Annotated in this window: 8 protein-coding genes; 3 read left to right on the top strand and 5 right to left on the bottom strand. The window is 72.0% G+C overall.

All coding sequences use genetic code 11. The annotated features are described in order from the left end of the window. The first annotated feature begins 36 nt into the window (after nucleotides 1-36). The gene (locus ABEB07_RS18205) at nucleotides 37-1,227 is read left to right on the top strand and encodes a HEAT repeat domain-containing protein (RefSeq protein ID WP_345669296.1); all 1,191 of its coding nucleotides are present in this window, start codon (nucleotides 37-39) and stop codon (nucleotides 1,225-1,227) included. 144 nt (nucleotides 1,228-1,371) lie between these two features. Here the strand turns inward: ABEB07_RS18205 and ABEB07_RS18200 are convergent, their stop codons facing one another. Beyond that, complete coding sequence (locus ABEB07_RS18200) at nucleotides 1,372-2,967, bottom strand: PE-PGRS family protein (protein ID WP_345669295.1); 1,596 nt, start codon at nucleotides 2,965-2,967, stop codon at nucleotides 1,372-1,374. Nucleotides 2,968-3,554: 587 nt separating this feature from the next. Here ABEB07_RS18200 and ABEB07_RS18195 point away from each other — a divergent pair. Together ABEB07_RS18195 and ABEB07_RS18190 are read left to right on the top strand one after the other, a co-directional pair. Then, nucleotides 3,555-4,415 (top strand): restriction endonuclease, encoded by an 861-nt coding sequence (locus ABEB07_RS18195; RefSeq protein WP_345669294.1) that lies wholly within the window; start codon nucleotides 3,555-3,557, stop codon nucleotides 4,413-4,415. A 203-nt stretch (nucleotides 4,416-4,618) separates the two neighbouring features. After that, nucleotides 4,619-6,451: a cholesterol oxidase substrate-binding domain-containing protein gene (locus tag ABEB07_RS18190; RefSeq protein WP_345669293.1), complete on the top strand. Its 1,833-nt coding sequence runs from the start codon at nucleotides 4,619-4,621 to the stop codon at nucleotides 6,449-6,451. Between the two features lie 59 nt (nucleotides 6,452-6,510). On the opposite strand, the gene ABEB07_RS18185 is transcribed toward ABEB07_RS18190, so the two are convergent. The 4 genes from ABEB07_RS18185 to ABEB07_RS18170 all read right to left on the bottom strand — a co-directional run bounded on the left by ABEB07_RS18185 (nucleotide 6,511) and on the right by ABEB07_RS18170 (nucleotide 11,711). Next, nucleotides 6,511-8,085 (bottom strand): hypothetical protein, encoded by a 1,575-nt coding sequence (locus tag ABEB07_RS18185; RefSeq protein WP_345669292.1) that lies wholly within the window; start codon nucleotides 8,083-8,085, stop codon nucleotides 6,511-6,513. Between the two features lie 91 nt (nucleotides 8,086-8,176). Further along, nucleotides 8,177-9,148 (bottom strand): formylglycine-generating enzyme family protein, encoded by a 972-nt coding sequence (locus ABEB07_RS18180; protein ID WP_345669290.1) that lies wholly within the window; start codon nucleotides 9,146-9,148, stop codon nucleotides 8,177-8,179. Then, the gene (locus tag ABEB07_RS18175; protein WP_345669289.1) at nucleotides 9,145-10,713 is read right to left on the bottom strand and encodes a sulfatase-like hydrolase/transferase; all 1,569 of its coding nucleotides are present in this window, start codon (nucleotides 10,711-10,713) and stop codon (nucleotides 9,145-9,147) included. Before ABEB07_RS18175 ends, ABEB07_RS18180 begins: the two co-directional genes overlap by 4 nt. Beyond that, complete coding sequence (locus ABEB07_RS18170; RefSeq protein WP_345669351.1) at nucleotides 10,710-11,711, bottom strand: aliphatic sulfonate ABC transporter substrate-binding protein; 1,002 nt, start codon at nucleotides 11,709-11,711, stop codon at nucleotides 10,710-10,712. Before ABEB07_RS18170 ends, ABEB07_RS18175 begins: the two co-directional genes overlap by 4 nt. Nucleotides 11,712-11,713: the final 2 nt, after the last annotated feature.

The following is an 11,713-nucleotide window of genomic DNA, read 5'->3' as shown; positions in this document are numbered from 1 at the left end:
GAGGGCCATGTCAGTGGCTGCCGGCAGGGTGCGGGCATGACGGATGAACAGGGCGCCCGCATGACGGGGATCTTGAGCGGGTTGCCGACGGCGGCCCGAGAGCTGCTGGTGGAGACGGATTGGCACTCCCTCCATCACGCCTACGGCCCCGCCGAGGACATACCTGTCTTTCTGTGCTCCCTCGTGGACGAGGACCCCGGGGCGCGGTTCGAGGCGCTGGCCGCGCTGGACACGGCCGTGTCGCATCAGGGCTCGCTGTACACCGCCACCGCGCCCGTGGCGCTGTTCGTCGCCGCGATTCTCGATCATCCCATGGGCTCTGCCGAGCACGAGGGGTACTTTCCGTGGGACGGTGGGCCGCCGCGCACCCTGCGGGCCGCCCTGCTCGGCCGGCTGGGGGAAGTGGCCGCGTCGGCCGCCTACGGGGAAGATCCGGTGCGGGACCGAGCCGACTGGCAGTGGGAGCCCTGGCACGACGCGGCGCGACGCGAGCACGACCCTGACGAGCGCGCCGCACTCCACGCGTGCCGGAGCATACGCCCGGCCCTCTACGACTCCGTCGAGCCGTTCCTTTCCTCTGCCGACGCCCACGTTCGTGAGGCCGCGCTCGGCGCGGCACTGCCGCTCCTGTGCGCCCCAGGGCTCACCGACCGGGTGCCACGGGCCGTCGCGCTGCTGCGGGCCCGGCTGGGCACCATGGAGACCCGGCGGGAGCGGGCGGGTGTCGCGCGGGCGCTCGGTGTGTGGGGGACGGACACCTCCGATCTGCTCGCCGACTCCGATCCGGCCGTGCGGGTCTGCGCCGCGCTCGGTCCCGCCCAGGTCGATCGGCCACGCGCTCTCGCCGTCCTCCTCGACGCGCTGCGGGAGCCGCGGACGACGGACGGCTGGTTCTCCGAGCCGCTGCCCGGGCTGGACGGGCGGTTCCGGTTCACCGTGCTGCGTTCCGCGCTCGCCCTGGCCGAATCGTTCGAGGAGGTGGCACCGGTGGCTGTCGCCATCGTGGCCTCCCACACGTCGATCGTTGACTTCGAACGCGGGCCGATCCTGTTCAGAGCCTTCCCCGGTGGCTACGACCCGGCCCGCCCGCTCACTCCGGCCCAACGCGATCTGCTACGGGCCTTCGTGCGCACCGACGGCGCCACGGGCGGCATCGCCGGGAACGGGTCGTGGTTCCGTGCGGCCGGGCTGCCCGGGGATCGGGACGGCGTCGTGGCGTTGCTCTGACATCGCCCGCTGTTGCGTCGTGCCGGGCTTCGGGGGCATGGTGAGTTGCCCCATGAGGCAGCGTCGGTGCGTCGTGTGGCCCGCCCCGGTAGTAGGGCGCGGGCGCACTCGGTCGAGATCGCTGGGTCGTCGCTGCCGGCGCCGTCAGGGTTTCGGCTGTCGTGGTCCGACCAGGCCCTGGTAGAGGGCCAGTCGTTCCTTGGATCCTTCCTCCGTCTCGGCCAGTGCGGCGTCCCACTGCTTCTTGACCTCGTCCAGGAAGACGCGCCAGTCCCCGCTGGCGTGGCGCTTGCCCAACTCGGCGAGTTCGACGAGCCGTTCGTTCTTGCTCAGTCCGCCGGAGCCGACCTTGTCGCCCTTGTGGCCGTGCAGGACGGACTCCGGGTTGGCGGTGGCCTCGGTGGAGCGGAAGTCGTGCTGGTAGCCCACCGGACTGGTGGCGTGGGGCGCGAGGGTCTCGATGCCGATCTGGAGCGAGCCGTCCTTCCGCGTGGTCGGCCGGTGGTGGACCAGCAGCATGTGGCCGTGCGATCCGTCCGGCAGCACCACGTCGCCGTTCCAGTCCTTGGAGCCGAGACCGCCGCCGGAGATGTTCTGGCCCCACAGGTCCGGGCGGTCGGCGCCGACGGACACCATGTTGGTGAGCGACGCGACGGGGCCGCCCTTCTCCTTGAAGGTACCGGGTTTGCCCTCCTTGTTGGCCCCGATGGAGGTCCGGTGCGTGGCGAAGCCCCGGTCGACGACGTCTCCCGCGCGGGTGTTCGTCCGGTCGTCCTGGGTCACTCCCAGGAACTCCGGCAGCGCGTAGGCCGGTGCGCTCGCGGAACTCAGCGCGGGGATACGTATGTTGACCCGTCCGCCGTGGGCGAGGGCACGGATGACGTCCTTCTCGTAGTCGGCCACGTGCGCGCCGGCCTTCGGGTCGTACAGCTTCAGCCCGTGCTGCAGGATGAGGAGCACTCTGGTGAGCATCTCGCGGGCGCGTGCGTCCTGGCCCACGAAGTCCGGCGCCGTGCTGCCGCCCTTGTCCTTGCCCTTGCCCTGTGTCGGGGCCGTCTCGGGGATGCCGTCCGGGTGCAGGCGCTCGGACGCGATCCCGGCCGGGTACAGGGTGTCGACGGCCGTCGCCCGGATCTGCTGGTCGCGCTCGCGCTCCAGTTCCCGCTTCTCCTCCGGCGCGGTGGCGGGTCCCTGCGTGAGCATGAACCGGCCGAGCGTGTAGTCCGGCGAGATCGGCGTGTCCCGGCCCGCCTCCCGTACGGTGGGGTGGTTGGCCCGGACGGCGAGGGTGGCGGTGAGCACACGCTTGCCCGCGGGAAGTTTGAGCCAGTCGTCGAAGCGTCCCTTGGTGTAGGTCGCGGCCTGCTCGTAGGTGCCGATGCCCACCTCGTCGAGCCACCGCGCGTTCACTTCGGAGAGGTGCTTGATGTCGGCCAGTTCCTGGTCGTTGAACACCTCGCCGCGCATCACCCGCCGGTCCAGGGTCTTCCTGAGTCGTGCCGGCCCCGCGGTCATCCACTGCTCGGGCCACCAGGTGCCCGGCGCGACGACGTTCTTCTTCATCTTGCTCTGGGTCGTGTGCTGCTCGATCGACTGGCTGAGCCGGGCGATGAGCTCCGCGCCCGCGGGCTGCGGCGCGACCTGGTCGGGGGTTCCGGTCTCCCGGTCGGCTCCAGTGGGCGGCGAGGTGGTTCCTTCCGTGGCCACCCGCTGGAGGTGGCGCACCCAGGCACTGCTCATGGTCGTCGGCGGCTGTGTCCGGCGCGCACCGCCCGGTGTCCGCTCGCCGGCCTTCGGGCGCTCCCGATCGACGGAGTGCACAGGCGGTCCTCTCTGACGACTAGGCTCCCTTGCCTCCTCGTTGTAGGCGATGCACGCGTCGCCGAGGAAGGGTCTAAGGGGCAGGATTCGGTGTCCCCGATGCCTCGTCCGCGGCAGTCGGCCGGTTTCCCAGCATGCCCAGGACGGCGGCGTTCCCCACCGCGCACTGGAGATGGGCGAGCCGGGCGACCACGGAGAGTTCCGGAGCGGACCGCGCGATCCGCGCGAGTCTCTTGTGCACACCCGTCCGCTTCGCGGTCTCGGCCGTCGCGCCGTCCATGACCTCCCACTCTCCGTGCCGCGCCCGCCGTGGGCCACTTGAACGGCACGGGCGGGATCCACGGCCGCCGCGTCACAGCCGGCGAGAGCGGCCGCCGATTCCCGCGCGCCGCGTCCCCGAGACCGTACCCCTCTGGCCGCTCGCCAGCGTATCGCTCCGGGCGACCACGAGTTCGAGAGCTCGGAGCAGGTGTGGGCGGTGTGTGAGCACACGTGGGCGATACTTCATGGCTGTGACGAGCGAAGACATTGCGGCGGTCCCTGTGGTGGAGCCTCCGGCCGGACGCCGGATCCAGTCCTGGCAGGAGGCCGAGCACAATGCCGCGGCCTGGATGCGCCACTGGGGGTTCGAGGACGCCCGTGCCCGGCCCGGCGGCAGCGACGGTGGAGTCGACGTACGCTCGCGACGGGCGCTGGGGCAGGTGAAGTACCAGGGGGCCGCGGTGGGGCGGCCCGAGGTGCAGCGGCTGTTCGGCGCCCGCGGCCGTGCCATGGACAAGGACCTGCTCTTCTTCACGGGCAGCAGCTACGCCGCCCCCGCGGTCGCGTACGCCGCCGAGAACGACATCGCGCTGTTCGTCTACGGGCTGGACGGTTCGATGAGCGCGGTCAACGCCCCGGCCCGCCGGATCGCCACGGCACCGGCTCCGCCGCCTCCCGCGGCGCCGGCGCCGGTCCCCGCCGCCGCGCCGCCGCTCGGCCCCGTCCGGGAGAAGCGGCCCGGCAGGGGCCGGATCCTGCTCGGTCTGGTCCTGACCGCCGTGGCGCTGTTCATCCCCGGCGGCGAGGACTTCGACCCGCGTCCCGACCGGGCCCTGGTGACGGCGCTGATGCTCGTCGTCCCGGCAGTGCTCGTCGTCTCGGGCGTGCGGGAGAGGTCCCGCCGTCGCTACTGGCCGACCGGCCTGGGCCTGCTCCTCGTGGACCTGCCGGTGGCCTGGCTCGGCAACGCGCGGCTGTGGCGAGGAGGGGCCGCCGGGGTCGCGCTGCCCGCGGCGTTCACGGTGCTGTCCCTCGTGGCCGCGACCCTGCTGATCAGGTGGAACGCCCGCGGCACGGCCGCTCCCCCGGGCCCGTCGGCGACCTAGGCCGGCGTCCGCTCTCGCTGGGCGCCGTCCTGGCGGTGGGGCTTTATATGGCAGGAGTTGAGCGGAGCGAGCGATTCGCGGGGCATTCACTCGTTTACGTGAACGGACCGAACGTATGACCGTGGGAGCTTTCCTGCTGGGTAATCTGCGTGATCGGCCGGCCTGATAGGGCCGGATCGGGGCGAGTCGTGGGGGTGCGGGGAATGACGGACGGTCCTTCGGAACAGAGTGGCGGGCTGTCCCGGCGCAGGCTGCTCGCGTCGTCGGCCGCCGCGGGCGGCGGCGTTTGGCTGCTGCGCGGGCTGGTGCGGCCGGGCAGCGCCTACGCGGCCTCGGCGTCGCCGCCCGGCTTTCCGGCGGGGATCGACGTCTATCAGCGCGCGTACGAGAACTGGGCCGGTGAGATCCGTACCGACCAGCTGTGGACGTGCGCGCCGCGCGGCCCGCAGCAGGTGCTCGACGTCGTCAACTGGGCTCACGGCGCGGGCTGGACGGTACGCGCGCAAGGACAGCGGCACGGCTGGGCGCCCCTCACCGTGGCCGACGGCACCCCCGCCGCGACCCGGGTCGTCCTGCTGGACACCACCGCGCACCTCACCGCCATGTCGCTGGAGCAGCGGGCCGCCGACGGTTCGGCCGCCGTCCGGGTCCAGGCGGGCGCGTCACTGGAGACGCTGCTCAGGTTCGCCGGCGCGAGCGGATACGGGGTGGCGTCCGCGCCGGCCCCCGGTGACCTCTCGGTCGGCGGCGCGCTGGCCATCGGTGCGCACGGCACGGCCGTCGCGGCCGTCGGCGAGCGCCCGTCGGCCGGTCACGGCCTGGGCTCGCTGAGCAACCTGGTCACCGAGCTGACCGCCGTCGTCTGGGACGGGCAGGCCGGCCGCTATGTCCTGCGGACCGTGGGCCGGGCCGATCCCGACTGCGACGCGCTCCTCACCCACCTCGGCCGCTCGCTCATCACCGAGGCCGTTCTGCGGGTGGGGACCGACCACCATCTGCGCTGCCAGTCCTTCGTGGACATCCCGGCCGCCGAACTGTTCGCCGCGCCCGGCGCCCCGGCGGGCACCCGGACCCTGGCCGGCTTCGTGGACCGCACCGGGCGGGTGGAGGCGATCTGGTTCGCTTTCACGGACCGCCCCTGGCTGAAGGTCTGGAGCGTCGCCGCGAACCGGCCGCTTGCCTCCCGCGCGGTCGACGGGCCGTACAACTACCCGTTCTCCGACTCGCTGCCCGAACCGGTGGCCCGGCTGGCCGGAGACCTGGTCTCCGGGGCGTGGGCGAGCGCGCCGCTCTTCGGGCAGGTCCAGTACCTGCTGACCAAGGTCGCGCTGACCGGCGACATCACCGACGTCCTGCTCTCGGGCAACCTCGTACGGGACGTGCTGACCGGTGACGTGCTCACCCACCTGCTGGCCGGCGGCCTGCGCTCGGACCTGTGGGGCGCCTCCCGCGACCTGCTCCAGTACGTGCGGCCCACCACGCTGCGCGAGACCGCCAACGGCTACGCCGTGCTCACCCGCCGCGCCGATCTGCAGTGGGTCGTCAGCCAGTTCGCCGACTTCTACCGCACCCTGCTGGCGCAGTACGCGGCGCGCGGCGAGTACCCGGTCAACGGCCAGGTGGAGATCCGGGTGACCGGTCTCGAGGACCCGTCCGTGAGCGGTGTCCCCGGCGCGCGGCCCCCGCTGCTGTCCGCGCTGCGGCCGCGCCCCGACCGGCCCGACGTCGACACCGCCGTGTGGATCGACGTCCTGTCCCTGCCGACGACGCCCGCTCTGCACCGCTTCTACCGCGACATCGAGCGGTTCCTCCTGGCCCTGGACGGGGAGCGGGCCACGGTGCGGGTGGAGTGGTCCAAGGGCTGGGCGTACACCGACACCGCCGCGTGGTCCGACCCGGACGTCCTCGCCCGTGCCGTCCCGGCCAGCCACCGCGCCGGCGGCGGCCCCGGCTGGGACCAGGCGGTCGCCGCTCTCGACCGGCTCGACCCCCACCACGTGCTGTCCAGTCCGTTCCTCGACGCGCTGCTGCGCTGACCGGGCGGACGGGCAGCGCCCCGGGCCTCGTGCGGGGGCGCTCCCCGCACGAGGCACGGTCACGCCGAGGACAGCTGTTCGGCTATCTCCTTGACCCAGGCGGCCGTCTTCTCGGGGGTGTTGAGGGAGTCCGCCCACTCCTCGGGCGTCAGACGCTGGTTGGCGGGGCCTGCTTTGAGGGCGATGAGGAGGGCTCGGGCCGAGTCCCGCATCTCGGCCGTCGTGTGGCCGCTCCCCTTGATGTCCGGACCCGCCGCCAAGGCGTAGATCTTGCGCGCCATCGCCTGGCGTTCGCCGTTCTCCACCTTCTTCCAGAACTTCAGGGCCTCCTTGAGCGCGTCCTCGCGGGAGGCGGGCGCCGCCGGGGTCGCGTCCTGCGCCGCCCAGCGTTCGGGGTGGCGGGCCCCGTCGTAGCGTTTCATGCCCGCGCGGGTCGCCTTGTAGGCGGTGACGCCGAGGATGAGGCCGGCCGCGCCGGCGGCGAGGCCCCAGCCGACCGGGTTGCTCGCCAGGCCGGCCCCGCCCGCCGTCGCGGCGACCGCGGTCACGACGCCGCCCGCGGCCTTGGTGGACTCGCCCACGGCGGTGAACGCCTGCTTGCCCATCTTGTTGCGCTGCTTGGCGAGCGCGTACGTGAGCACCGTGTTCATCGAGTTCACGTCGTCGGCGCGCTGGAAGTCCCGCGCCGCGTCGCGGGCGTCGCCCATCGCCGCCCAGGCCGCGTCGATGGCGTCGGACACGCGCTCCAGCCGGTCCTCGCCCTCATGGTCCCAGTGGGCGTCCAGCGCGACGTACGCCTCGGCGGCGGCCCATTCGGCGTTCTCCCGCGCCTGGCTCAGCCGGGTCAGTGCGCCCTCGGCGGTGCGGTCCGGCTTCTCCAGGCCCTTCAGGGCACGGTATTTGCGGGCCGTCAGGCCGAAGCGGCGGGCGGCCCGCCCGCCCTTCGCCGCGCCGACGACGCTGGAGCCGATGCCGCTCGCCTCGGCCGCCGCCATGGCGTGTGCCGCCTTCTCGGCCTTGGTCAGCTCCTTGGCGATCCCGAGGGCGTAGTTTCCCGCGCTCGCGGCGCTGATGACCGCCTCGCTCGACTTGGAGGTGTACTTCTTGTCCGCGCCGTGGAAGGCGGCCCCGCTCTTGTGCTTCTCGGCGTCCTTCCTGGCCTTGGCCGCTTCCATGCCGTCGAGTGCGGCGCCGACCGCCTCCGCTACGAGGCTCTCCGAGCCGGCGGCGCCGCCCGAGGCCGCGGCGGAGTGCTTGAGGCCGGCGTCGACCGTGGCGGAGGCGTGCTGGGAGAAGCCGGCGTTGGCGGGCACCTGGACGCCCTTGACGAAGGTGTCGATGAATTCGAAGTTCTTCTTCAGCCGGTCGAGGACCGCGGCGATCCGGTCACGGTAACCGCGCGATCCGGCGGCCGCTCCGCCGTTGCCGGGCGCCTTCTCCTGCGCCGTGTTCCTGGCGCGCTGCACCATCGCGGTCGCCGCTCGGTTGCCGGCGCCGGCCTGGACGGCGAGGAGGGCGCGCTCGGCAAAGTCGCCGGGCAGGTGTCCCGTCCTGCTCGGAAGCAGGCGCTGCCGGCGCGGCGGCACAGCGGCCCCGGGCCGCTGTGCCGAGGTGCGGTGGACCGGGGTGCTCATGGACGTACCTCTCCTGTACCGGGCTGGGCGGGAGGAGAGTAGCGAGGCAAAGCGAACGCGGGAGGAGCAGCGGGAGAATGTTGTCAGCCGGTCAGGCCGTCCCGGTGACGTCGTTGGCGCAGCGGAAGCCGAGGTTGGCGCACGAGGACTCCGGTGTGTTGGAGGAGCGTGCGGCCACCCGGTAGCGGTTGCAGTAGGAGTCGTGGCACAGGTAGGAGCCGCCCCGCAGGACGCGCGCGGTTCCGGACTCCGGGCCGCGTGGGTCGGCGGAGGGGGACTCGGCGTAGTAGGTGGGCGAGAACCAGTCGGAGCACCATTCCCACACGTTCCCGGCGGTGTTCCACAGTCCGAAGCCGTTGGGGCGGTAGGACTTGACCGGGGCGGTGGTCAGGTAGCCGTCCTCCTCGGTGTTGGCGTGGGGGAAGCGGCCCTGCCAGATGTTGCAGCGCCACCGGCCCCCGGGGGTGAGTTCGTCTCCCCAGGGGTAGCGGCGCCCCGCCGGGCCGCCGCGTGCGGCGTACTCCCACTCGGCCTCGGTGGGCAGGCGCTTGCCGGCCCATCGCGCGTAGGCGGTCGCGTCGTTCCAGGAGATGTGGACGACCGGGTGGTTCTGCCGGCCGGTGACGTCGGAGCGCGCGCCCTCGGGGCGGCGCCAGTGGGCGCCGCGGACGTTGATCCACCACGGGGCGCCGGCGGCGTCGCCCAGGATGTCGGAGGAGGGCGCGGCGACCACGAGGTGGAAGACCGCCGAGCTGCCGTAGCGTTCGGCGTCGGTCACATGGCCCGTGGCTTTGACGAAGGTGGCGAACTGGGCGTTGGTGACGGCCGTTTCGTCGATGTGGAACGGCCGGAGGCGTACCGCGTGGACGGGTCCCTCGCCGTCGGCCGGGTAGCCCTCGCCGAAGGCGTCGCCCATGGCGAACTCGCCTCCCGGCAGCCGGACCTGGCCGCGGGTCGAGCGCGGACGGGCGGCCGTGCCGCCCGTCCGCGTCGTCGGCGGGGTGGCCGTGGCGGCCGGCGCGTCGGTCGGCGGAGCGCAGCAGGCGCGTCGCTCGGCGGTCATGAGCCGAGGTCCCCGGGGGCCGGTGCGGATTCCGGCGTGGCCGGCCGGTAGGTGGACTCGTCCAGGCCGCTCAGGGTCGGATCGTGGCCCACCTCGCCCACGTCGTACATCGACGTCATCCAGTGGTAGAAGTTGTCGCCGCGGTCCCGGAGCACGTCGTAGAGGCGGCGCAGCATGCGCGTGCGGACGTCGGCCCGTTCCGGGTGGTCGTAGACGTTGTGGAGTTCGTCCGGGTCGGTGTGCAGGTCGTAGAGCTCGTTGACCGAGTCGGGGTTGACGACGAGTTTGTACCGGTCCTCGCGCAGCATGCGCTGGGGGTAGGGGAAGTGGTGGCCGTGGAACTCGCAGACGATGTCGTCGTCCCACTCGACGGCGTCCTCGTGGACGAGGGGCAGCAGGCTGCGTGAGTCGACCGCCGGTTTCGGGTCGATCCCCGCCAGTTCGAGGATGGTCGCGGTGCAGTCCAGCAGGCTGACGAACTCGGATCGTACGACGCCGCCCGGCGCGCCCGGGACGCGCAGCAGGCCGGGTGTGCGGTAGATGTCCTCGTACATCGCCGGCCCCTTGTCGTGCAGCCGGTGCGAGCCGGTGAACTCGCCGTGGTCGCAGGTGAAGAAGACGGCGGTGTCGTCCACCAGGCCGAGGCGTCGCATGGCGTCCATGACACGGCCGATCTGCATGTCGATCAACGCCACGTAGCCCCAGTAGACCGCGATGAGTTTGCGGGTGGTCTCGATCGGCATCGTGTCGAAGGTCCAGTGCGCGCTGTAGTTGCGCTGGACCGGTGGTTTGCCGTGGAAGGTCTCGGCGATGGAGCGGGGCAGTTCCACGTCCGCGGGGTCGACGAGGTCGTAGTACGCGTCGGGGAGGATGTAGGGCAGGTGCGGGCCGAAGAAGTGCAGGGCGAGGAAGAAGGGTTGTCCTTGCTCGCGGGAGTCGGTGGCGTACTGTTCGAGCTTTTGAATGGCGCGGGTGGCCAGGTAGTGCTCGAAGGTGGCTTCGACCGGCTGGTGCAGCCGGGCGGCGAGCAGGTTGCCGGGGCCGCCGTTGGGCAGTGTGCCGCGGACGCGGTCGCTGATCCGGTAGGGCGGCAGGCCGTGTTCGTCCAGGTAGGCCAGGTAGTCGGGGTGGTCCACCGGGTTGTGCCAGCCCGCGAGGTCGGGGCCGTCGAAGCCGTGGTCGGCAGCCGTGCGGAGGTGGCCGGCGTGCCACTTGCCGATGAGTCCGCAGTTGTAGCCGTGTTCCCGCAGGGCCCGGGAGAAGGTGAACTGCTCCTCGGGCAGGTCTTCGAGGTAGCCGACGTTGCGTTCGTGGTTGGCGAGCACCTTGTGCCGGAAGGGCGCCTGGCCGGTCAGCAGGCTGGCCCGGGCGGGGGTGCAGATGGCGGTGGGGGTGTACCAGCGGTCGAAACGGGTTCCGGTGGCGGCGAGTTCGTCGAGGACGGGGGTGTGTCCCGCGGGGTTGCCGTAGGCGCCGAGGGTGTCCGCCCGGTGCTGGTCGGTCATGAGGAAGAGGATGTTCTTGCGGGACGTGGGGGAGGCCGTGTCCGAGGGGGACGAGGTCACTGGGCCGCTCCCGTGAAGAGGTCGCCGGTGTAGTAGGTCTTCGGGTCGGCGGGCTTCTTGAGTTTGCCGGCCGCGACGAAGTAGTCGTTCATGCCCGTCAGCCACTTGTCGACGGTGCCGTCCTTGGTCAGCGCGTCGAGTTCGTCGACGCCGAGCAGCTTGTTGTTGGCGGCGTCCGCCTTGACCTGTGCGACCGGGACGTGGAGTTTGTCGGCGGTGAGGGCGATGGCCTCGTCGGTGTGCCGGGACCGGAAGTCGATCGCGTCGCGCAGGACGGCGAGGACCTTCTTGACCTTCTCCGGGTGGTCGGCCACCAGCTTGTTGCCGGCCACGAAGGCGGTCGGGAAGGAGACGCTGTCCTCGAAGTCGCTGTTCTTGGCGAGTTCGACCAGGTCGGGGACCTGCTTCTTGATGGTGGCGGCCGCGGGGTACCAGAAGCCTGCCGCGTCGACCCTCTTGGCGGAGAAGGCGGAGACGATGGTGGACGGGTCCATGGGGACGATTTTGACGTCGCTCTTGGTCATGCCCGCCTTCTTCAGGGCGAGGGTGAGGATCATGTCGCCCGAGGTGCCTTCGGGGACGGCCACGGTCTTGCCCTCGAGCTGTCGCATCGAGGTGATGCCGGGCTGGGCGATGACGCGGTCGGAGTCGCCGAGGGTGTTGATGGCGACGACCTTGGCCTGGCCCGAGGCGGGGAGCCACATGGCGCCCGGGCCGATGTAGCCGAAGTCGAGGTTGTCCGTGCCGAGGGCCTGGATCTGGAGCGGGCCGTTGGTGAAGACCCTGCTCTGCGCCGTCAGTCCGTGCTTCTTCCACAGGCCCTTGGCGTCGGCGATGGCAATCAGGCTGGCACCGTTGAAGTCGCCGATGTAGCCGAAGCGCACCTTGTCGCCCGAGGCGCCGGAAGACGAACCGCCGCCGCATCCGGTCAGCAATGCCGCCGCGGTGAGGCCGGCGAGGACGAGACAGAGCTGTCTCCTGGTGCGGGTGGCGTTCATGG

The organism is Streptomyces similanensis (assembly GCF_039543625.1).
GTDB classification, from domain to species: domain Bacteria; phylum Actinomycetota; class Actinomycetes; order Streptomycetales; family Streptomycetaceae; genus Streptomyces; species Streptomyces similanensis.
Note: the sequence above shows the minus strand (reverse complement) of the source record. Positions and strands in the feature narration are given on the sequence as shown.